The organism is Streptomyces sp. SudanB25_2051 (assembly GCF_964272635.1).
Lineage (GTDB): Bacteria > Actinomycetota > Actinomycetes > Streptomycetales > Streptomycetaceae > Streptomyces.
This window is the reverse complement of the sequence record NZ_OZ186787.1, coordinates 5,162,170-5,185,939: the sequence shown is the minus strand read 5'-3', so window position 1 is coordinate 5,185,939 and position 23,770 is coordinate 5,162,170. Positions and strand designations below refer to the sequence as shown.

The 23,770-nt window shown below is 78.0% G+C and carries 5 protein-coding genes; all 5 read right to left on the bottom strand.

The genetic code is table 11. The features are described from left to right. Positions 1-16 precede the first annotated feature (16 nt). The 5 genes from ACSUPT_RS23100 to ACSUPT_RS23080 all read right to left on the bottom strand — a co-directional run bounded on the left by ACSUPT_RS23100 (position 17) and on the right by ACSUPT_RS23080 (position 23,770). Positions 17-3,220, bottom strand: a complete 3,204-nt coding sequence (locus ACSUPT_RS23100; protein WP_436945413.1) for a non-ribosomal peptide synthetase — start codon at positions 3,218-3,220, stop codon at positions 17-19. Continuing rightward, positions 3,217-9,069, bottom strand: coding sequence for an SDR family NAD(P)-dependent oxidoreductase (locus tag ACSUPT_RS23095; protein WP_436945412.1), 5,853 nt, complete (start codon positions 9,067-9,069; stop codon positions 3,217-3,219). The genes ACSUPT_RS23100 and ACSUPT_RS23095 overlap by 4 nt, the downstream gene beginning before the upstream one ends. Before the next feature lie 93 nt (positions 9,070-9,162). Then, positions 9,163-18,066 carry an amino acid adenylation domain-containing protein gene (locus ACSUPT_RS23090; protein ID WP_436945411.1) on the bottom strand — a complete coding sequence of 2,968 codons (8,904 nt, stop codon included), beginning with the start codon at positions 18,064-18,066 and terminating at the stop codon, positions 9,163-9,165. Continuing rightward, the gene (locus ACSUPT_RS23085) at positions 18,063-22,697 is read right to left on the bottom strand and encodes a type I polyketide synthase (protein WP_436945410.1); all 4,635 of its coding nucleotides are present in this window, start codon (positions 22,695-22,697) and stop codon (positions 18,063-18,065) included. The genes ACSUPT_RS23090 and ACSUPT_RS23085 overlap by 4 nt, the downstream gene beginning before the upstream one ends. Positions 22,698-23,032: 335 nt before the next feature. Further along, complete coding sequence (locus ACSUPT_RS23080; RefSeq protein WP_361663109.1) at positions 23,033-23,770, bottom strand: aspartyl/asparaginyl beta-hydroxylase domain-containing protein; 738 nt, start codon at positions 23,768-23,770, stop codon at positions 23,033-23,035.

Sequence of the window (23,770 nt, the reverse complement as noted above, 5' to 3'; positions counted from 1 at the left end):
GGGGGACCTTTCTGCGTCAGTTCTCGTCGGCCGTGGTGCGGGCGGCGCCGGGGCCGCCGTCGGCGGTGGTGCCGGTGCCGCCGTCGGCGGTGATGCGGGCGATGCCGGCGGCCAGTTCGCGGACCGTCGAGTAGTCGAAGAGCAGCTCGACGTCGAAGTCGGAGCCCAGCTCGGTCTGGAGGCGGCCTGCCAGGCGCATGGCGCGCAGCGAGTCGCCGCCCAGGTCGAAGAAGTCGTCGTCGGGCCCGACCTCGGGGAGGGCGAGGACCTCCCGGAACAGGCGGGCGACGAGCTCCTCCAGGCCGCCGGACGCCCCGGCGCCCTCCGCGGCCGCGTCGGTACCGGCGGCGGGGGCGGGCAGTTCGTCGGGGACGGTGAGCGCGAGGAGGTCCGTCTTGCCGGCGGGGGTCAGCGGGAGGTCGTCCAGCGTGACCAGGACCTCGGGGATCATGTACGAGGGGAGGCGGTGGCGGAGCCGTTCGCGCAGCCGGTCGGGGCCCGCCGGGGCGGTCCGGTCGGCCGGCACGGTCCACGCCACGAGCCGGTCGTCGCGTACGGCCACGGCGGCGGCGGCCACCTCGGGCGCCTCCAGGAGGACCTGCTCGATCTCGCCGGGCTCGATGCGGTAGCCGCGCAGCTTCAGCTGGCGGTCCATCCGGCCGAGCACCTCCACCCGGCCGTCGGGCAGGACGCGCGCGTGGTCGCCGGTGCGGAACATGCGGGTGCGGCCCGCGTCGTACGGGTCGGGCACGAACCGCTCGGCGGTGAGCTCCGGCAGGTTCCAGTAGCCCTCGGCGACGCCGTGGCCGCCGATGCACAGCTCGCCCACGCAGCCGAGCGGGACCAGCGCGCCGTGCGGGTCGAGGACGCGCAGGGCGGTGTGGGAGATCGGGCGGCCCACGGTGACGCGGGTGGTTCCGGCGTGGATCTCCTCGACGCTGGAGTACACGGTCGTCTCGGTCGGGCCGTACATGTTCCACACCGACCGGCCGCGCTTGGCGAGCGGTTCGGCGAGGTCCGGCGGGAACGCCTCGCCGCAGCTGTACAGGCGCAGCCGGTCGCCGCCCTGCCAGCCGGAGTCGAGGAGGGCCCGGTACCGGGACGGGGTGGCCTGGAGGGCGGTGATGCCGTGCCGGGCGGTGTACGCGTCGACCTCGCGTCCGCTCAGGCCGAGCGTGCCGCCGCCCACGTGGACGGTGGCGCCCGCGGCGAGCGGGACGAGGAGTTCGGCGAGGGACGTGTCGAAGGTGAGGGTGGTCAGGGCGAGGAACCGGTCGTCGGGGCTCAGGCCGGGGTGGCGCAGGGCGAGGCTGTCGACGAGGTTGGCGAGCGCGCGGTGGCCGATGGCGACGCCTTTGGGGCGGCCGGTGGAGCCGGAGGTGTAGATGACGTAGGCGAGGCCGTCGGCGGTCGCGCCGGGCAGGGCCGCGGTGTCCTCGGGGGCGGCCGGCGCGGTGGGCGGGAGCGGCTCGCGGGTGAGGTCGAGGACGGGGCCGTCCCAGGCGTCCGCGGGGAGGGCGGCCGGGGCGTCGGTGAGGAGCAGCGCCGGGGCGGCGTCCCGCAGGACGTACGCCGTGCGGTCGGCGGGGTGGGCGGGGTCCAGCGGTACGAACGCCGCGCCCGCGCGGGCCGCGGCGAGGAGGGCGGTGACCAGGTCGGCGCCGCGGCCCAGGCAGACGCCGACCCGGTCGCCGGTGCCGACGCCGTGCGCGGCCAGCCGGTGTGCCAGGGCGGTGGCCCGGTCGTCCAGTTCGCGGTAGGTGTACGCCGTGCCGTCCGCGACGACCGCCGGGTGGCCGGGCCGGGTGCGGACCGACTCGGCGATCAGGTCGGGCAGGAGGGCGCGCGGCGGTGTCCGGTCGACGTCCGTGCCGTTCCACCGGTCCAGCAGCAGGGCGCGGGTGTCGTCGGGCACGGCGATGACGTCGCGCAGGGGGGCGCCGGGGTGGTCGGCGAGGCGGGCCAGGACGGTGGTGACGTGGCGGACCAGCGCGTCCGCCTCGGCCTCGTCGAACGCGTCGGCGTCGACGACGAGCTGGACGCGCAGCTCGCCCGCGGCGCGGACGACGAGCGTGGCGCGGTAGTTGGTGCGGGTCTCGTAGTGGACGTCCGTGGTGCGCAGGGCGCCGCCCGCGAGGACGGCCTCGGAGGCGTCCGGGTAGTTCTCGAACACCACGACGGTGTCGAAGAGCTGCCCGCCCCGCTCGACGCCCGCCCACCGCTGCACGTCGGTCAGCGGGGTGTGCTGGTGCTCCAGGACGGAGTGGCGGGAGGCCGCGTACCCGGCGATCCACTCCTCGGCGGGCAGGTCGTGGTCGACACGGGCCCGTACGGGGACGGTGTTGATGAACATGCCGATCATCGACTCGGCGCGGGGCAGCGGCGGGCGGCCGGAGACGGTGACGCCGAACACGACGTCGTCGCGGCCCGAGTAGCGGGCGACGGTGCCCGCCCAGGCGGCCTCGACCAGGCTGCCGAGGGTGGTGGAGCGGGCCGCCGCGAGGGCGCGCAGCCGGGCGGTGGCGTCGGCGGGCAGCGTGTCCCGCACGGTGCGGAACCGGCCCGACGGCTTGGCGCCGGGCCGGACGCCGGGCAGGGTGAACACGGCCGGTTCGTCGTAGCCGTCGAGGTACGCGGTCCAGAACGCGCGGTCGCGCCGCGGGTCCTGGCGGCGCAGCCAGGCGATGTGGTCGCGGAACGGGGGCGGCGGGGCGGTGCCGGCGCCGCCGGGGCGGGCCAGTTCGGCCGTGACGTCCGCCATGAGCAGGGCGGCCGACCAGCCGTCCAGGATCATGTGGTGGTACGTCCACACCATCAGGTGCTCGTCGGGGCCCAGCCGCAGGGCGAGGAGCCGCATCAGCGGCGGCCGGGTGAGGTCGAACGGCTCGGCGCGGCGGCGGGCGGTCTCGGCCGCCACCTCCTCGTCGCGTGCGGCGGGGTCCAGGCCGGTGAGGTCCCGCACGTCGACGCGGACCTGGGCGTTCGGGAGGACCACCTGGTGGGGGGCGCTGATGCGTTCGTGGACGAAGGCGGTGCGCAGCACGGGGTGGCGAGCGACGACGGCCTGCCAGGCGGCCGTCAGGGCGTCCACGTCGAGCGGGCCGGTGAGGCGGAACGTCGTCGTCTCGACGTAGAGGCCCTGCTCCGGAGAGGTGGTGGCGTGGTAGAGCATCCCTTCCTGGACGGGGGAAAGGGGGTAGATGTCCTCGATGTCGTTCACTGGGTGTCCTCTCCGGACCGGAACAGGTGCATGACCTGGGCCAGGTCCTCGGTGCTGAGGTCCGCGTCGGGGAAGTGGCCCGGTGCGTCGGCGGACGGGGTGGCGCCGGGGGCGTGGCTCGGGGCGGGTGCGGCGGGTGCCGCGGATGCGTCGGGTGTATCGGGCGGGGTGGTGGCGTCCGTCCCGGAGGCGGGGCCGGCCGGGGTCTCCGCCGCCGACTCGGCGATCCTGCGGGCGAGGGCGGCGGGGGTGGGGTGGGCGAAGATGTCGCCGGGCGACACGGGCAGTCCCGCGCCGCGCATCCGGGCGGCGATCTGCACGATGGCCAGCGAGTCGGCGCCCAGTTCGAACAGGTTGGCGTCGCTCGCCACGGCGGGCAGCCCGATCATGTCGGCCCAGACGCGGGCGATGCGGGACGGGACGTCCTCCGGCGCCGCGTCGTCCTGCCCCGCCCCGGTCCCGGCGTCCGCGCCCGCAGGCGCCTGCGCCGGGTGCGGTTCCGCCGCGGCGCGGGGGGTGACCAGCACATGGGCGAGGTGCGGGTTGGCGAGGACGCGGGTGAGGGCGCGCAGTCCCTCGGCGGTGGGAATGCCGTCGGGGTGCGCGGCGGGGGCGTCGTGCGGGGCGGGGTCGTGCGGGCCGGCCGCGGCGGGCACCGGGCGCAGTACGAAGCCCTCCACGATGACTACGGGGTCGCCCTCGCGGTCGGTGAGGGTGACGTCGGCGACGAGGGTGCCGTCCTCGGCGGCCGGGTCACCGGAGCGCAACGCCACCAGGGCGCGGCCCTCGGCCGGTATGTCCCGGTACACCGTCAGCTTGCCGTAGGCGACGGGGAGGTGGCGCCCGGTGGCCTGGGCGACGGCGCCCGTGGCCGCGTCGAGCAGCGCCGGGTGCAGCGGGTGGGCCGCGGTGTCGGCGCGGTACTCCTCCGGGAGGCGCAGCGTCAGCAGCAGGCGCCGCTCGCCGTCCCGGCCGGGCCGGTCGGTGCGGGTGACGCAGGCCCAGCGGGGCCCCGTCCGCAGCAGTCCGCTCCGCGCGTCGTCCGTCGCCTCGGCGCCCGTTGCCGCAGGCCCGACCGGCGCGGTGCCGCCGGACGCGGCGGCGTCGGACTCGGCGGCGGACTCGGCGGCGGTGGTCGTGAGCGGGACGCGGGCGGGGCGGGGTCCGTCGTGGGGCCTGAGGCGGCCCTGGGCGTGGGGCCGGGCGCCGGTGGAGGAGCGGACCTCCCAGTCGTGGCCGCCGTCGGCATGGGGCCGCAGCCGTACGGCGACCTCGGGGGCGTCCTCCTCCGGCATGCGGACGGGCGCGGTGAACACGGCGTCCAGTTCGACTGCGCCCCCGGCGGCCTCGCGGGCGTCGCCGTCGCCGTCCGGGTGCGCGAGCGCGCGGTGGGCGGCCACGGCCAGGTCGAGCAGGGCGGTGCCGGGCAGCACCGGCTCGCCGGCCATGCGGTGCTCGCGGGACAGCCACGCGGTGTGCGGGCCGTCGCGGAGGACGAGTTCGGTCCAGCCGCCGGGCGCCGCGCGGCGGGCCGCGAACAGCGGGTGGTCCAGCGGCTCGCCGGGGTCCGCCGCGCGGGCCGGGGCGGCGGCCACCGCCATGCCCGTCTGCGACCAGCGGTCCCAGCCGATCGACACGGCCGTGTCGGTGGTGTGGGCGAAGCTGTCGAGGAAGGCGTTGGCCGCCGCGTAGTCGGCCTGCCCGGCCGCGCCGGCCACGGCGAGCACCGAGGAGCACAGCACCATGAGGGGCTCGTCCGCCTCGGTGAGCCGGTGCAGGAGCACGGTCCCGCGGACCTTCGGCTCCAGGACGCGGGCGATGTCACCGGGCTCGCGCAGCGCCAGCACGCCGCCACCGGGCAGCCCGGCCGCGTGCACGACGCCGGCGATGCGGCCGTACCGCGCGCGGACCTCGCCCAGCGCGGCCGTCAGGGCCGGCTCGTCGGACACGTCGCACTGGACGACGCACACCTCGGCGCCCTTCTCGGCGAGCCCGGCCAGGGCGGCCTCCACGGCGGGCGGGCACTGGGGGGCCGGTCCGGCGCCCTCGGGCCGGATGACGTGCCGGGCCGGGCCGTCCGCCACCGGTCGGCGGGTGAGCAGGACCAGGGTGCGGCCGGGAGCGGCGAGCCGCTCCGCGACGGCGCCGCCGATGCCGCCCAGACCGCCGGTGACCAGCCAGGTCCCGTCGGGCAGCGGGTCCGCGTCCCGGCCGGGCGGGGTCAGCGCGGGCCGCGCCGGGACCGGGACGAGCCGGGAGCGGCCCCGGACGGCGACGACCGGCTCGGTGGCGCCCGCCGCAGCGGGCGTGCCGGTGGGGGCGTACGGGGCGGCGAGCGCGGCGAGTTCGGCGACGACCGCGCGGGCGGCGCGGGCGGGCCCGGAGCCCGTGCGGGGGAAGCGCTCCAGGTCGAGGACGCGCACCGCGCAGTCCGGCAGCTCGTGGGGCAGCACGCGGGCCGGGCCGGTGGCGGCGGCGGCGTGCGGGGTTCCGGGGCGCCGCCCGGCCACGGCGAGGGCGTCCTCGGTGACCAGCAGCAGGCGCAGCGGCCGGTCGGGGAAGCGGTCGCCGAGGGCCCGGCTCAGCGCGGCCGGGACGGTGACGGCGCGCCGCGCGCACCGGGCGACGGTGTCGGCGGAGGCGTCGTCCAGGGCGGGGTCGTCGGCGGCCCAGCAGGACACGACCGCGTCGGGGGCCTCGCCCCGGGCGGCCAGTGCGGCGGCGAGCGCGGCGAAGGCGCCGGGGTGGTCAGGGTCCAGCAGGTGACCGCGCGGGCCGCCGCCCAGGCCGTCGTCGGCCGCGAGGCCGTCCGGCAGTCCGGGGCCGCCGACGCGCACCCGGTGCACGCGCGTGCCCCGCGCGGCCAGGCGGTCCGCGACCGCGTCGGCGAGGCCGCCCTCGTCGGCCAGGAGCAGGACGCTGCCCGGTACGGCGGCCTCCGCCGCGGCGGGCAGGGAGGGCGCCCAGTCGAGGACGCGCAGCCACCCGTCGAGCGGGGCGCCGTCCCCGGCCGCGCCGCCGTCCGCCGTGGCCGCGCTGCCGGGCGCACCGGCCGGGGACGCGGCGGGCGAACCGGCCGGGGGCGTGGCCGGAGAAGCGGCCGGGGTCGCGGACACGGTGCCGGCGAGCGCCCCGGCGGGAGCGGCGGCGGCCGCCCCGGCGGGCCGGAACCAGTGGCTGGTCCGGGCGAACGGGTACGTCGGCAGCGCGACCTTGCGCCGCCCGGCCCGCTCCCCCAGCGCCGTCCAGTCGATGTCGGCGCCGCGCTCCCACAGCCGGGCCACCGCGGTGAGCCGCGCCGGGGGCTCGTCGTCGCGGAGCGCGCCGAGCACCGGCAGCACGGTCCGGTCGGCGCCGAGCGTGCGGCGGGCGAACCCGGTGAGCGCCGTTCCCGGCCCGGCCTCCAGCAGGACGAGGCCGTCGGGCAGGGCGCGCAGCGCGTCGGCGAACCGGACGGGCTGCCGCAGCTGCCGCGCCCAGTGCGCGGGCGACGCGGCCTCCTCGGCGGTGAGCGGCCGCCCGGTCAGGGAGGAGATCACCGGCACGCAGGGCGTGCGCGCCGGGGTGGCGGCGACCAGCGCGGCGAAGTCGTCGAGGAGCCCGTCCGCGTGGCGGGTGTGGAAGGCGTGCCGCACGGGCAGCCGGCGGGCCGGTACGCCCCGGGCCGCGAGCAGCTCCGTGAGGCGGGCGACCGCGCCGGGGGTGCCGGCGGCGACGGTCCGGTCGGGCGCGTTGACGGCGGCGATCGCGGGCACGCCGGGCGCGGCGCCGTCGCCGGGCCAGGGGCCGGAGTCCGCGATGAGGGCGCGCAGTTCCGCCTCGGGCAGCGGCACGGCGAGCATCGCGCCCTCCGGCATCCCGCCCATCAGCGCGCCGCGCCGTACGACGAGGCGGGCGGCGTCGGGCAGGGTGAACACCCCGGCGGCGCAGGCGGCGGCCAGCTCGCCGACGCTGTGCCCGGCGACCGCGGCGGGGCGGACGCCGAGCGCGGCCCACCATTCCGTCAGGGCGTACGCGACGGCGAACAGCGCGGGCTGGGCCGTCTCCGTGCGGTCCAGGCTGCCGGGGTGGCCCGGGTCGAGGAGCAGGGCGCGCAGGGGTGCGTCGGTCCACGGGCGCAGCGCGTCGAGGCAGCGGTCGAGGGCGTCCCGGAAGGCGGGTTCGCGGGCGTACGGCTCGGCGGCCATGCCGGGCGTCCCCGCGCCCTGGCCGGGGTAGAGGAACGCCGCACCGGCGAAGACGCCCCCGGCGCGCACGGCTTCGGCGGACGCGCCGGATCCGGTCGCGGCGCCGCTAAGGGCGTCCGTGCGGCCGGGCGCGGCGGTGACGGCGCGCCGCCACGGGTGCGGGTCGCGGCCCGTCTGGAGGGTGTGGGCCGCGTCGGCGAGCGCGGGCGCGCCGGGCGTGGTGAGCGCCTCGCCCAGCCGTGCGGCGAGGCGGTCGAGCGCCTCGGGGGCGCGGGCGGACAGCGGCAGCACCTGCCAGGCGTCGTCCTTCCCGGCGGCGGGGCGGCGCGCGGCGGGCGGCGGGTCCTGGAGGATCACGTGGGCGTTGGTGCCGCCGATGCCGAAGGAGCTCACGCCGGCCGTGCGGGTGCCGTCGGCGCCGGGCCACGGCTCGGGCGCGGTGAGCACCCGGAAGCGCTGCGGGTCGAGGTCGGGCGAGGGGCGCGTGAAGTGCGCGGTGGGCAGCAGCGTGCGGTGCTGGAGGGCGAGGACCGTCTTGATGAATCCGGCCATGCCCGCGCAGGTGTCGAGGTGCCCCACGTTGGACTTGACCGCGCCGAGGACCCGGTGGGCGTCCGGCGCCGGGGCGAACACCCGGTTGAGGGCGGTCAGTTCGATGCGGTCGCCGAGGGCGGTGCCGGTGCCGTGGGCCTCGACACAGGAGACGTCCTCGGGGCCGACCCCGGCGACGGCCTGCGCGGCGGTGATGACCCGCACCTGCCCGTCCAGTCCGGGCGCGGTGAAGCCGACCTTGCGGTCGCCGTCGTTGTTGACGGCCGAGCCGAGGAGCACGGCCCGTACCGTGTCGCCGTCCGCGACGGCGTCGGCGAGCCGCTTGAGGACGACGACGCCCACGCCGCTGCCGAAGACGGTGCCGGTGGCGGAGGCGTCGAAGGGCCGGCAGTGGCCGTCCTGCGAGAGGATGCCGCCCTCGGTGTGCAGATAGCCCAGGCCCTGCCCGACGCCCGCCGAGACGGCCCCGGCGAGGGCGACGTCGCACTCGCCGCTGAGCAGCGCCTCACCTGCCAGGTGGAGCGCCACCAGGGCGGACGAGCAGGCGGTCTGCACGCTGAGGCTGGGACCGGTCAGGCCGAGCCGGTACGAGGTCTGCGTGGCCAGGTAGTCCTTGTCGCCCGCCGCGAGCCACTGCACGTCCGCGCGGTGGCCCAGCTCGGCGGCGTGCGGCAGCAGGTGGTGGGTGAGGTACGAGTTGAACCCGGCCGACGCGTACACGCCCACGCCGCCCGCCGCGTCCCGCACGCGCTGGCCCGCGTCCTCCAGGGCGGCCACCGCGCACTGGAGGAACAGCCGCTGCTGGGGGTCCATGAGCGCGGCGTCGGCGGGGGTGATCCCGAAGTACTCGGCGTCGAACTCGTCGATGCCCTCCAGGACGCCCCCGGCGGGCACGAACCGGGGGTCGTCCAGCCGGTCGGCGGGCACGCCGAGGGCGGCCAGCTCGTCGCGGCCGCGGAACGTGACGGTGTCGCGGCCCGCGAGCAGGTTCTCCCAGAAGGCCCCGGCGTCGGGCGCGCCGGGGAACCGGCACGCGAGTCCGGTCACGGCGATCGCGTCCGGCAGGTCCGGTGGGCCGTCGAGGGCGCTGCCGGTGTCCTGACTGGTCATGAGGTCCTTCTCCTTAGGGCGGTACGTGACGCGAGCGCGGGGGGCGCGGCGCGGACGGGGCTCCGGGCGGGAGCCCCGTCCGCGCGGGCCGCCTCAGTCGGCGGCCGGGCTGCCGGGGCCTTGGGCGCGGCGGGCGGCGCGCCGCCGCTCGTGGTGCCTGCGCCGTCCGGCGGGCGGTTCGGCGCCCTCCTCGCCGGCCGGGGTGCCCGGCGCGGCGGGCGGAGCCGTGTCGGCGGCTCCGGGCAGGGCGGCGGGCGCCGGCGCCTCGGCGGGCGCCGGGGCGGGCGCCGGCGCGGCGGGGGCCGGGGACCCGTCGAGCAGTTCGGCCAGGAGCCGTACCGTCGGGCGGTCGAACATGTCGACGACCGACAGCTCCGTGCCGAACTCCTCGGTGATCCGGCGCTGGACGCGCACCAGGTGGATGGAGGTCGCGCCCGCGTCGAAGAAGTTCGTGTCGACCGCGACCTCCTGGCCGTCCAGCACCTCCCGCCACAGCGCGGAGACCCGTTCGACGGTGGATCCGGGCAGCGCGCCCCGGCCACCGGCCGCGACGGGCGCCGCCGGGGCAGCCGGAGCGGTGCCACCGGAGGCGGGGACGGCGGCGACCGGCGTGGCGGCGACGCCCCCCGCCACCGGCAGCGCGGCGGACGGAGCCGTGGAGCGTTCCCGCGCCTCGCCCAGCCGGGCCAGCGCCTTGCGGTCGACCTTGCCGTTGGCCGACAGGGGCAGCGCGTCCACGGCCCGCACATGGCGGGGGACCATGTACGCGGGGAGGCGGCGCGCCAGTTCGGCGCGGAGCTCCGCCGCCCACGCCTCCGGGTCGCCGGGGCCTGCGGCGGCCCCGTCCGGCAGGCCGCCCAGCAGCGTGTGCAGCACCGTCTGGTCGTCCTCCAGCCGCAGGACGCGGTGCAGCGGCTCGGCGTACACGTCGCCGACCGGGCACAGCCCGATCCGGCAGTCGGCGGCGCGCTGCCGCAGCAGCTGCGCCATCGCGCCGGCCTCCAGCAGCGTGAAGGGGCGGGCGAGTTCGCCGTAGACGGGCGTCACGGCCGCGTTCCTCGCCACGAGGTACACGGCGAAGCGGGCCGCCCCGGCCAGCGGCCGGTTGAACTCCCCGAACAGCGCCGGGTCGAGCGCCCGTCCGGCGCCCTCCGGCCCGTCGAGCGCCACCAGGGCGGGGCCCGCCGGGTCCAGGTAGTACGTTCCGGCGCCGATCCCGTCCACACCGCCCGGTGCCACCGCGACGTACGTCTGGACCGGGTAGAGCCCGCCGGCCGAGCCGTACGCGTAGCGCGGCACGCCGTCGTCGTCCTGCCGGGCGAGCACGGTCAGCAGCGCGTACAGGCCGGAGGCCGGGACCGGCCCGCGGCCGAAGCGGGTCGCGGCGCCGCGCGCGGCGGACGCGGCCCGCAGTTCGCGGGTGTCGGCGGGCAGGGCGAACGGGACGATCTCGCGGCCCGCGAGGTCCCGGCGCCGCCCCGGCTGGCCCAGCCGGGTCTGAAGCCGGCGCACCCGCTCGGCGTCCAGCGCGGCGGGTGCGGCGTCCGCTCCCGCGCCCGCCTCCCCGGCGCGCGCCTCGGCCGCCGGCGCGGTCTCGCGCACCACGTACGCGGCGAGCTGCGCCGACATGCCGGAGCCCTCGACGAGGGCGGCGGCCTCGCGCACGCCGCCCGTCCGGACGAGCGCGGCCTCGATCTCGCCCAGCTCGATCCGCATGCCGCGCACCTTGACCTGCGAGTCCTCCCGGCCGAGGAACTCCAGTTCGCCGTCCGGGTGGAGGCGGGCCAGGTCGCCGGTGCGGTAGAGGCGCTCGCCCGTCACGGGGTGCTCGGGGAAGGCGCGGGCGGTCAGCTCGGGCGCGTTGCGGTAGCCGGTGGCCAGGCCGACGCCGCCGATGAACAGGGCGCCCGGCACGCCGGTGGGCCGCAGCCGGAACGCGTCGTCGAGGACGTACATCCGCTGGTTCCGCATGGGCCGGCCGTACGGGATGCTCGGCCGGTCCGGGTCGACGGCGCCGACCGGGTGGAGCACCGACCAGATCGACGCCTCCGTGGCGCCGCCCAGGCTGATCACCTCGGCCTTCGGGGCGACCCGCCGGATGTGGCCGGGCATGCCGACCGGGATCCAGTCGCCGCTCAGCATGACCAGGCGCAGGGACTCGACGTCCACCGCCGGGTTGCCGGAGGCGTGGACGAGGAGCATCTCCATGAGGGCCGGCACGGAGTTCCAGACGGTGACCGCGTGCTCGGCGACGAGCCGCGCCCAGCGGACCGGGTCGCGCTCCTCGCCGGGGCCGGGCAGCACGAGCGCCGCGCCGGCCGCGAGGGTGCCGAAGATGTCGTACACGGACAGGTCGAAGCCGAGCGACGACAGGCCGAACACGCGGTCCTCGGCGTGGACGCCGAACCGTTCGTTGATGTCGGTGACGGTGTTGAGGGCGCCCCGGTGGTCGGTCATCACCCCCTTCGGCTCGCCGGTGGAGCCGGAGGTGTAGATGACGTACGCCAGGTCGCCGGGGGCGGTCGCGGGCCGCGGGTCCCGGCCGGAGCCCAGGGCGGTGCCGCGGCCGACGGCGTCGCCGAACCGCAGGACGGTCACGCCGTCGGGCGCCGCGTCCCCGGCCGGGTGGCCGTCCGGGAGGGTGTCCGGGACGAGCAGCGCCACGGCTCCGGCGTGGGCGAGGGAGCGGGCCACGCGGTCGGCGGGCAGCCCGCTGTCGAGCGGCAGGTAGGCGCCGCCCGCCCGCAGGACGCCGATCGCGGAGGCGACCTGCTCCCAGCCCCGGTGGGCGAGGACGCCGACGAGGTCGCCGTCCCGCACCCCGGCGTCGCCCAGGGCGCGGGCGACGGCCAGGGAGGCCCGGTCCAGCTCGCCGTAGGTGACGGTGCCGGTGGCGGACACGACGGCGGTGCGCTCCGGTTCCGTGGCGGCGCGCGCCAGGAACGGCTCGTGCAGCAGCCCGTCGGGCAGCGGCCCGTCGGTGGCGTTGAGCGCCGTGTACCGGGCGAGCTGGCCGGCCGGGAGGATCTCGCGGTGCGGGTCGTCCCAGGCGGCCGGGTCGTCGGCGAGCGCGGTGAGCAGCGCCGTGTACGCGCCGAACATGTCGTCCAGCGTGCCGGGCGCGAACAGCGCCTCCACGGCGTCCCAGGTGAGGCGGAGCCGGCCCTCGTGCTCGGCGATCTGGTGGTCGAGCCACACCTGCGGGGTCTGCGTGATGGTGTACGCGACGCGCGCGCCCTGACCGGCGCCGAGTGCGCCGCCGCCGGTGTCGGCGCCCAGCTCGCTGGTGAAGACGACCGGCATGACGGCCTCGGCGACGCCCCGGCGGCGGGCCAGTTCGCCCGCCACCCACACGCCGCTGACGAGCTGGTGGTCCAGGTCCTCCCAGAGGCGGTCCTGGATGCGGCGCGCCCGCGCCTCGAACGCCCCGTCGGTCGCGCCGTCGACCTCCAGCATCGTCAGCGCGGTGAAGTCGCCGACGAGCGCGGGCAGGTCGGGGTGGTCGCCCACCCGGTTGAAGAGGGTGAGGTTCAGGGTGAAGCGGCCCGCGCCGGACCACGCGCCGAGGACGGTGGCGTACGCGGACAGGGCGAGCGCGGACGGGGTGATCCGCGCGGCGGCGGCCCGCTCCTTCAGGCGGGTCCACACGTCGGCCGGGAGGTACGCCTCGCGGCGCCCGAACCGGGTCTCGGCCAGCTCCTCGGGGCGGCGCACCAGCGGCAGCGGGGGCGCGGGCGGCAGCGTGTCGAGACGGTCCCGCCAGTAGGCGAGGTCGCGTTCCCGCCGCGGCCCTTCGCGGCGGGCCCGCTCGGCCAGGACGTAGTCGCGGAACGACAGCTCCAGCGGGCGCGGGTCGAGTTCGCCCCGGTAGACGGCGAGGAGTTCGCGCAGCAGGATCTGGGTGCTGCCGCCGTCGGCGATGAGGGTGTCGATGCCGAAGTGGAGGCGTGCGCCCGTGCCGGTGGTGCGGCTGGCGCGCAGGTCGAACAGCGGCCACACCTCGGAGGGCAGCACCTGGTGGGACATGTCCCGGCGGATGGCCTCCAGCCGGCTCTCGCGCCGGTCCGCGTCGAGGCCGCGCAGGTCCTCGGCGGCGATGCGGTAGTCCGGCACGTCGGCGAGGACGCGCTGCTCGCCGTTCTCGTCGACGACGATGCGCAGGGCGTCGTGGCGCCGCACCAGCGCCTGCCAGGCGCGTTCGAGGCGGGGCAGGTCCACGTCGTCCACGTCGAGTTCGACGTACAGGTGGCAGGACACGTCGCCGCCGACGGTGCCGCTGCGGCCGATCCAGTAGGCCCGCTGCACGTCGGTGAGCGGGAACGGGTCGTGCCGGCGGGCCGGGTCGGGGCGGAGCGCGACCGGGGCCGCCTCCCGCTCCGCGGCGTCCCGGTCGGTGCCGGCGAGGGCGTCCACGGCTGCGGCGAGCGCGGCGACGGTGGGCGCCTCGAACAGGGTGCGCAGCGGCAGCCGCACGCCGAGCGCGCGGCGGATCCCGGCGACGACCTGGGTGGCGAGCAGGGAGTGCCCGCCGAGCGCGAAGAAGTCGTCGTGGACGCCGACCCGTTCGGCACGCAGGGCGTCGGCCCACACCCGGGCGACGGCCTCCTCGGTCGGGGTGCGGGGCGCGGTGTACTCCCCTGCCCCGGTCCGCTCCGGCACCGGCGCGGGCAGCGCGCCCCGGTCCACCTTGCCGTTGTCGGTCAGGGGCAGCGCGTCGAGGACCACGTAGTGCGAGGGCACCAGGAACGACGGCAGGCGGCGGACCAGTTCGGCGCGCAGCTCCTCCGGGGCGGGCGGGGCGTCCGGCTCGGCCGGGACCAGGTAGGCGGCGAGGGCGGCGCGTGAGGTGCCCGGCTCGTACGCGGTGACCACGCACTGGCGCACGGAGGGCAGGGCGGTCAGCGCGGCCTCGACCTCCCCGGCCTCGACGCGGAAGCCCCGGATCTTGAGCTGGTTGTCGTTGCGGGACAGGTACTGGAGGCGGCCGTCGGGGCGTACCCGGACGAGGTCGCCGGTGCGGTACAGGCGCGGTCGCGCGGCGTCGCCCTCGGCCCCGTCCGCGCCGGGGTCGGCGGGGACGAAGCGTTCGGCGGTCAGTTCCGGGCGGCCGAGGTAGCCGGCGGTCACCCCGGCCCCGCCGATGTACAGCTCGCCCGGGACGCCGGGCGGCACGCGGCGGCCGTGCGGGTCGAGGACGCGGACGGTGGTGCCGGCGATGGGCCGTCCGATGGTGACGGCGCCGGCGGCCGGGTCGACCGTGTCGGTCGTCGACCAGACCGTGGTCTCGGTCGGCCCGTACATGTTGCGGATCGTGCCGCGCACGTGCGTGGCGAGCGCCCCGACGAGGTCCGCGTCGAGGGGTTCGCCACCGAGGAGCAGTTCGCGCAGGGTGCCGAGCGCCGCCGCGTCCTCCTCGTCGAGCAGGGCGCGGGCGTGGGACGGCGTGCACTGGAGGTGGGTCACGCCGTGCGCGCGGATCAGGGCGGTCGGCGAGGCGGCGTCGCCGCTCTCCTCCCGCGCGGCCGTGCCCGGCGCGGCGGCGGTGGCCGCGCGGTCGCGGAGGGCGGCCAGCGCGGGCAGCGCGCCGAGCGCGGCGTCCGCGTCGACGCCGAAGTCGATCAGGCAGGCGATCTCGTCGACCCCGGCCTCGGTGAGCCGGCGGACCAGCGGCAGCCGGTCCTCGACGGAGCCGATCAGGGAACTGTCCGCGAGGTAGCGGGCGCAGGCGTGGTCGAGGAGGGCCTCCTGGTCGTCCTCGGTGAAGTCGTCGGCGGTGACGTCGACGCCCAGCGCGCGGGCCATGTTCTGGATGAGCCCGACGGAGGAGCGCAGGTACGAGCGGAACGGCTGCCAGGCGTGGGAGCGCACGTCGTCGGCGTCGGCGCCCACGAAGGTGTGCAGCATCAGTGTGACGTGCGGCGCCCCGGCGTGCCCGGCGCGGTGCCACGCCTCGCGGTAGACGGCGATCTTCTCCGCGAGCTCCTCGACGCTCTGCCCCAGCAGGTGGGTGAGCAGCCGGGCGCCGGCCTCGCCGGCGGCGCGGCAGGTCTCCGGGTTCCCGGACGAGGTGAGCCAGAACGGCAGTTCCGGCTGGACGGGGCGGGGCAGGACGGCGGTCTCGACGGTGCGGCCGCCGGGTGCCTCGAACGGGACGCGTTCGCCGCGCCACAGCCGCCGCACCTGGTCGATGCCGGTGAGGGTGCGGGCCTGGCGGTCGTCGTAGGCGTCCTTGGCGAGGACGAAGTCGTCCACGTGCCAGCCGGAGGCGAAGGACACGCCGACGCGGCCGCCGGAGAGGTTGTCGACGACGGACCACTCCTCCGCGACGCGGACCGGGTGGTGCAGCGGCATGACGACGCTGCCCGCGCGGATGCCGACGCGCCGGGTGGCGGTGGCGACGGCGGCGGCCAGCACGGACGGGGCGGGGAACGGCCCGCCGAACGCGTGGAAGTGGCGCTCCGGCATCCACACGGCGCAGAAGCCGTGGTCGTCGGCGAAGCGCGCGCCGTCCATGAGGAGGCGGTACTGGCCGGGGCCGGGCGGGGTGCCGCCGGTGTCGCTGGCGAAGTAGAACAGGCTGAACTCCGGCGCCCGTTCGCGTACGGGCTCCTCGGCCGCGGGGGCCGGGGCGGGGGCGTGGTCCTTGTCGGGGGTGAGGACCACGCGGTGGCCCCGGCTGAGCGTCCACAGCAGTTCGAGCACGGAGATGTCGAAGGAGACGCTGGTGACGGCCAGCCAGGTGACGGGCTCACCGCCGGTCTCCACCACGCGGTCCATCGCGGCGAGGAACGCCGTCAGGTTGCGGTGGCGGACCACGACGCCCTTGGGGCGGCCGGTGGAGCCGGAGGTGTGGATGACGTACGCGGCGGACTCCGGGTCCGGCCGGCCGCCGTCCCCCTCGCCCCCCTCGCCCGCGGCGGCGGCCGGGACGGCCGTGGAGGAGCCGGCGCCGGTGCCGGTGCCGGCGTCCGTGCCGGTGCCGGCGTCCGTGCCGGTGCCGGCGTCCGTGCCGGTGCCGGCGTCCGTGCCGGTGCCGGCGTCCGTGCCGGTGCCGGCGTCCGTGCCGGTGTCGGTGCCGGTGTCGGTGTCGGTGTCCACCAGGGGCACCCCGGCCGGCACGACGCCGTCCGCGAAGGCGGCACGGGTCGCGGCGTGGACGAGGACGGCGGCGGGCGCCGCGTCCTCGCACACGTACCGCAGCCGCTCCGCCGGGTAGTCCGGGTCGAGCGGCACGTACGCGGCGCCCGCGGTGAGGACGCCGAGCAGCGCGGCCGGCAGGTCGGCGCAGCGGCGCAGGGCGACGCCGACCCGGTCGCCGGGGCGGACGCCCGCGTCCCGCAGCCGGGCGGCGACGCCGTCGGCGCGGGCGCGCAGGGCGCGGAAGGTGAGCGTCTCGCCCGCACAGGTCACGGCGTCGGCGTCGGGCCGGGTCCGTACGGCCCGCTCGAACGCGGTGAGCACGTCGGGGGCGTCGTCCGGCAGGGGCCCGCCGTCGCCGGCCGCGTCGAGGAGCGCCTGCTCGGCGGGGGTGAGGGCGAGCAGCTCCGACAGGCGCAGGTCCGGGTCGGCGGCGGCGCGGCGCAGGACGCGGGCGAGCGCGTCGGTCAGGGTCCGCGCGGTGGGCTCGTCGAAGAGGTCGCGGCTGTACTCGCAGATGCCCTCGGTGACGTCGCCGTGCCGGGCCAGTTCGAGGCTCAGGTCGATGCGGCACAGGCCGTTGTCGAGGTCGGCGGGCTCGACGTCGACGCCGGGCAGGGACAGGGCACGCTCGGGGACGTTCCGGTAGCCGAACTGCACCTGGTAGAGCGGCGCGTGGCCGAGGTCCCGGTCGGGGCTCAGCTCGCGCACGAGCCGTTCGAAGGGCACCTGGGCGTGGGCGAACGCGCCGAGGGACGCCTCCCGGACCCGGCCGAGCAGCTCGCCGAACGACGGGTCGCCGGACAGGTCGGAGCGCAGCACCAGGCTGTTGACGAACATCCCGGCCAGGCCCGCGAGTTCGGGCCGGTCGCGGCCGGCCGTGGGGACGCCGACGACGATGTCCTCCTGGCCGGAGTGGCGCATGAGGACGGCCTGCCAGGCGGCGAGCGTCACCATGAACGGGGTGGCGCGGGCCTGCCGCGCCGCCGCCTCGACGGACTCCGTGAGCGCCGCGTCCAGGGTGAAGCGCACCCGGCCGCCCCGGTGGGTGGGGACGGCGGGCCGGGGCCGGTCGGCGGCGAGGTGGAGCAGCGGCGGGGCGCCCGCGAGCCGCTCCCGCCAGTACGCGAGGTGCCCGGCGAGGTTCTCGTCGGTCAGTTCGCGGCGCTGCCAGGCGGCGAAGTCGCCGTACTGGACGGGCGGGGCGGGCGTGTCGGCGCCGGTGCCGTCGAGGTGGGCGCGGTAGCCGGCGCACAGTTCGTCGACGAGGACCGCGCGGGACCAGGCGTCGCCGACCATGTGGTGGTTGACGACGACCAGCAGGGCGCGGTCGGGCGCCGAGCGGAGCAGCACGGCCCGGAAGAGGGGGCCGCGCTCCAGGTCGAAGGGGCGGGCGGCCTCCTCCTCGGCCCGCGCCTCCTCCGCGCCGGGCTCCACGTCCACGACCTCCAGCACGGAGCGGCCGGGCGGCAGGACCCGCTGGAGCGGGGTGCCGTCGACGGTGTCGACGACCGTGCGGAGCGCCTCGTGGCGGTCGGCGAGCCGGGTGAGGGCGCCGTCGAGCGCGGCCAGGTCGAGCGGTCCGGTGAGCCGCAGCCCGACGTACTCGTTGTGGACGCCGAGTCCGGGGGCGAGCTGCTCCAGGAACCACAGGCGCTCCTGGCCGAAGGAGAGCGGCGCGGGGCGCGGGGCGGGGGTGACGGCGCCCCGGTCGGGGGCGCCGTCGGGGTTGCCGGGGGCGGCCGCGGACGCGTCGGTGCCGGTCGCGGCGGCGCGGCCGCGGGCGCGGGCCTCGAACGCGGCCCGCTGTGCGGGCGTGAGCCGGGCGAGTCGGTCCTCCCGGCCGGTGGGCTTGGTCACTGGTTCTCCAGTTCGGCGAGGATGCGGTCCTCGATCAGCTCGGCGAGGTCGGCCACGCGGCCGCCCTCGAAGAACGCGCGGGCGGGCACCTCGACGTCGAACTCGGCGCGGAGCCGGGCGGCGATCTGCGCGGCGAGCAGGGAGTGCCCGCCGAGGTCGAGGAAGTCGTCGTGGACGCCGACCCGGTCGACGCCGAGCATCTCGCCGAAGATCTCGGCGAGGCGCTCCTCGGTCGGGGTGCTCGGCGCGGCGTACGGGGTGGCGAGGTCGGGTCGGGGCAGCGCGACGGCGGCGGGGCGCGCGGCGGCCGGCTCGTCCGCGGCCAGGGTGAGCGTGCCGTCGGTGACGACCGCCGACGGGCGGGCCACCACATGGCGTCCGGCCGGTCCGTCGAGCAGCGCGGCGAACGCGCGGGCGCCCTGGCGGGCGGTGAGGGCGCCGGCGAGCATGCGCTCCTGGAGGGCGCGCAGGTCGGCGGGGACCTCGGCGTCGGCGGCCATGCCGACCCCGGCCCACATGTCCCAGTCCACGGCGATGGCGTGGCGGGTGCCCGCGGCGGCCTCGGCCTCAGCGGCGGCGGCCAGGTAGGCGTTGGCGGCGGCGTAGTCGGCCTGCCCGTAGGTGGGGACGAGGGTGGCCAGCGACGAGCAGACCACCAGGACGTCCGCCTCGTCGGGGCCGAGCGCGGCGAGCAGGTGGCGTGTGCCGTCCACCTTCGGGGCGAACACGGCGCGGGCCTCGTCGTCGCCGCGCAGGGCGACGGAGCCGCCGCCGGGCAGGCCCGCGGCGTGGACGACGCCGTCGATGCGGCCGAACCGGGCGCGGACCCGGTCGAGGGCGGCGGCGAGCGACGCGGCGTCGGTGACGTCGGCGCGTACGGCGACGGCCTCGGCGCCCGCGGCGCGCAGCTCCCGCAGGAACGCCGCGTGTCCGCCGTCGTCCCCCGCCCCGCTCTCGCCGCCGGTCTCCGGGGCGGTGCGGGAGAGCAGCGCGAGGCGGGCCCCGCGGGTGCGGGCCAGGTCGGCGGCGAGGGTCCGGCCGATGCCGCCGAGGCCGCCGGTGACGACCCAGGTGGCGCCGTCGGCGAGCCGGACGGGCGCGGCCGGGACGGGCCGCTCGGCGGTGCTGACGGTACGGGTGAGGAGTGTGCCGTCGCGCAGGGCGAGGAGGCGCGCGGGCGCGGTGAGGACGGCGCCGAGCACGGTCTGCGCGGCGGTCTCGTCGAGGGCGGCGCCGGCCGCCAGGTCGATCTGGGCGCAGCGGAGGTTGGCGTACTCCTCGGGCAGCACCTGGACGGGGCCGCTGAGCATCGCGGCGGCCGGGTCGGGGCGCTCGGACGGGGCGGTGCGGAACGCGCCGGCGGTGAGCACGCCGAGGCGGACCTCGTTGACGACGCTCTCCTCGGCGAGGGCGCGGGCCAGCCGGACCAGCCCGAAGTAGCAGGCGGTCTCGTCGGCGCCGCCGTCCCGCGCGCCGCCGCCGCTGTCGAGGCCCCAGGCGTACAGGATCGCGGTCGGGGTGCGGACGAGGGCCCGCAGGTCGGCGAGGAGCTTGGCGTACTGGGCGGGGTCGGCCGGGTCGAGTTCGTACACGCCGCGCCGGACGCGCCGGTACTCGGGGCCGGGCCGCACGACGGTGACGATCTGGCCGCGCGCGGTCAGCAGGTCGACGGCGGGCTGGGCGGCGCCCTCGCGGTCCATGAGGACGAGCCAGGTCTGGCGGCGGCCGCGCAGCGGGTCGGCGGCCTCGCCGTCGGTGCCCGGCGCCGTCCCGGTGTCGGGGCCCGTGCCGGTGTCCGTGTCGAGGGGGCGCCAGACGAGCGTGGCGTGCAGGGCGTCGGCGAGGTCCTGCTCCGTGGCGGCGTCCGCGGGGGCGGTGCCGACCGGGGCAGTTGCCGTGCCGGGGTCGATCCAGTGGTGGAGGCGCTCGAAGGGGTAGCCGGGCAGGCTCGTGACACGGGCGCCGGGGGCGGCAGGCTCCCAGGTGACGGAGGCGCCGTGCGCCCACAGTCCGGCCAGGGACAGGGCGGCGCTCGCCGGCTCGTCCTCCGGGCCGCGGCGGCCGCGCGAGGGGAGCGGCGCCGGGGCGGTGCGCGGGGCGTCGGCGCCGGGCCGCGCGGACCGCACGAGGTCGGTGAGGACGCTGCCGGGGCCGTTCTCCACCAGCACCAGGCCCTCGTCGAGGGCGGTCAGGGTGCGCAGGCCCTGGTCGAAGCGGACCGGGGCGCGCATCTGGCGGGCCCAGTAGCCGGGGTCGGCGGCCTGTTCGGCGGTGATCCAGTCGCCGGTCACGCCGGAGACGAACGGCACGCGGGGCGCGTGGCGTGCGGTCTGGGCGACCTCGTCGGCGAACCGGGCGGCGGCCTCGTCGCACAGGGCGCTGTGGAACGCCCGGTCGACGGGGAGCCGCAGCGCGCGCAGGCCGCGCTCCTCGAAGGCGCGGGCGGCCCGTTCGACGGCGTCGGCCGGGCCGGACAGCACGGCGGCCCCGGGTCCGTTGACGGCGGCGAGGTCCAGTCCGAGGGCGGCGGCCTCCGCGGTCGCGGCGTCCTCGGCGAGCGGCACGGCGAGCATGGCGCCGGGTGCCGTCTCCGCCATGAGGCGGCCGCGTACGGCGGCGAGCCGCAGCGCGTCGGGCAGGTCGAAGACGCCGGACAGGGCGGCGGCGGTGAACTCGCCCAGGCTGTGCCCGAGGAGCGCGGCGGGCCGTACGCCCCAGTGCTCCCACAGCCGGGCCAGGGCGTGGCCCACGGCGACGACGGCGGGCTGGAGCAGGTCGGTACGGCGCAGTTCCTCCTCGGTGCCGTCGCGCAGCAGCGCGATCAGGTCCCGGTCGAGGAGGGGCCGCAGCAGGGCGGCGCACTCGTCCAGCGCGGCGCGGAAGACGGGGTGCGCGTCGTACAGGCCGAGGGCCATGCGGGGCAGCTGCGCGCCCTGGCCGGGCAGCAGGAACGCCACGGGGGCGTCGGTCCGGTCGGTGCGGGCGGCGACGGCGTCGCGCCGGCCGCCGCCGCGCAGGGCGGCGACGGCTCCGGCGGTGTCGCGGGCCAGGACGACCCGGCGGTGGTCCAGCAGGCGGCGGCCGGTGCGCAGGGTGCGGGCGACGTCCGCGAGCGGCACGCCGGGGTGGGCCTCCAGGTGCGCGGCGAGCCGCTGGGCGGCGGTGTCGAGCGCGGTGGCGGTGCGGGCCGACAGGGGCAGCGCGACCGGCACGGCGGGCGTGCCGTCGGCGGGGGCGTTTTCGGCGGGCCGGGGCGGGGCCTCTTCGAGGATGACGTGGGCGTTGGTGCCGCCGATGCCGAAGGCGCTGACGGCCGCCCTGCGGGGCGTGTCGCCGGCGGGCCAGGCGACGGGTGAGGCGGGCGCGTGGAACGGGGTGCCGTCGAGGGCGTCGGCGGCGGTCGTGCCGTCGCCGCGCAGGGTGGCGGGGATCGTGCCGTGGCGCAGCGCCTGCACGGCGGCGATCAGGCCGGTGACCCCGGCGGCCGTGTCGAGGTGGCCGACGGTCGACTTGACCGATCCGATGGCGCACCAGGGCGCCGCGCCGCCGTCCCCGGCGGCCCCGTCCGCGGCCTCGGCGGCTTCGTCGGCCTCGGCCGCCCGGTAGGCGCGGGTGAGCGCCTCGACCTCGATCGGGTCGCCCAGCGCGGTGCCGGTGCCGTGGCCCTGGACGTAGCCGATGGTGCGCGGCGACACGCCCGCGACGGACAGGGCCTCGCGGATCACGGCCGTCTGCCCGGCGACGCCGGGCGCGGTGTAACCCGCCTTGGCGGCGCCGTCGTTGTTGACCGCCGAGCCGAGCAGCACGGCGTGCACCCGGTCGCCGTCCGCGAGGGCGTCGGCGAGCCGCTTGAGGACGACGACGCCCGCGCCGTTGCCGAAGACGGTGCCGTCGGCCTGCGCGCTGTAGGGGCGGCAGCGCCCCTCCGGGGACTCGATGCCGCCTTCGACGGGCAGGTATCCGGCCCGGTGCGGCACGGTGACGGTGACGCCGCCCGCGAGGGCCACGTCGCACTCCTGGCCGAGCAGGCTCTGCACGGCCATGTGCACGGCGACGAGGGAGGTGGAGCACGCGGTCTGCACGGTGACGGCGGGCCCGCGCAGGTTCAGCTTGTACGCGGCGCGGGTGGCGAGCTGGTCGGGCTGGTTGCTCTGGAAGAGCAGCGGCACGCCGAGGGTGGCGCGCAGGTCGGCGCGGGGCAGCAGGTTGTGGACCAGGTACGTGCTCAGCAGCGACCCTGCGTAGACGGCGACGGGACCGGCGAAGCGGTCCGGGTCGCAGCCCGCGTCCTCCAGCGCGGCCCACGCGCACTCCAGGAAGATCCGCTGCTGCGGGTCGATGACCGACGCCTCCAGCGCGTTGTAGCCGAACAGCCGGGAGTCGAAGCCCGCGATGTCGTCGAGGACGCCCTTGGCGGGGACGTACCCCGGCGCGGACGCCTCGGCGGCGGGCACGCCCGCGGCGGTCAGCTCCTCCGGCGTGAAGCGGGTGACGGCGTCCTCCCCCGCCACCAGCAGGCTCCACAGCTCGTCGGGGGATCCGGCTCCGGGGAAGCGCCCCGCCATGCCGATGACGGCGATGCGGCCGTCGGTGTCGTCGTCCCGGTCGGGCCGGACTGGCTCTGCGTACACGTTGGTCTCCGTTTGGTGGCTCGGTGCGGGCACCGCGCGGCGGCGGGGCGGTGGGACGGCGCGCCGTCCCGGCGGCGGGCGTTTCGCGCCCGTCGGCGGGAGGGGCGCGGTCCGGCGGGGCGGTCGGCCCGCGCGGGCGGGCGGGCGTGCGGTCCGCGGTCGGCGGGCGGGAGGGGCGTCCCGTCGGCGGGCGGGGGCGGTTCTCCGGCGCCGCCTCGGCGGACGGAGCCCGTTCCCAGGGGGACGGGCCGCGTCCGGAGGCGGACCGGGCCGCGGGCCGCCGCGGACGGCGGGCCGTCCGGCGGCGGCGGACGGGCGGGCCGTCCGGCGGTGGGTCAGACCGCCATCAGGTAGCGCTGGAAGCGGGGCATGAGGTGTTCGAGGGCGCGGACCTCGGTCTCCGTCAGGTCGGGGTGCCAGACGTCCCACAGGAGGACCGCGCGCTGCTGCGTGCCCCGGTTCCACGCCTCGTGGATGAAGCTGTCGTCGAAGAGGATGACCTTGCCCTCCTCCCAGCCGCGCTCGTCGTCGCCGACCTTGATGGAGCAGCCGGGCGGGACGATCAGCGGGAGGTGTGCGGTCAGGAGCAGGTTCACGCCGCCCGTGTGCGGGGTGATGTGGACGCCCGGGTTGAGGATGGTGAACATGCCGTCGCGCGGCCCGTGCGGGGTCGCGGCCAGCGCCTCGACCGTCTTCGGGCAGCGCTCGCGGGCCTCGTCGCGCCAGGCCCCGTCGCGGTAGATCTGGTAGGTGTCCCAGCCCTGCCAGCCGAGTTCCTTGGTGTAGAGGTCCTCGTACGGGGCGAAGCGGGCCTCCGCCTCGCGCAGCGCCAGGAACTCGGCGCGGATCTCCTCGAACGCCGCCTCCATGCCCGCCACCCACGGCTGGGCGGCCGTGTCGTGCCACGGCAGGGCGCTGATGCCGGGGAAGAACAGCCGGGTCGGCTCCTGGTCGTCGTGGAGGTACTCGGGGGCCTTCTCGCCGACGAGGATCGCCAGGCACTCCTCGACCCGCTCCAGCCCCTCGGAGCCCACGGCGTCGCGCAGCTCCGCCATCACGCCTCGTACGTCCAT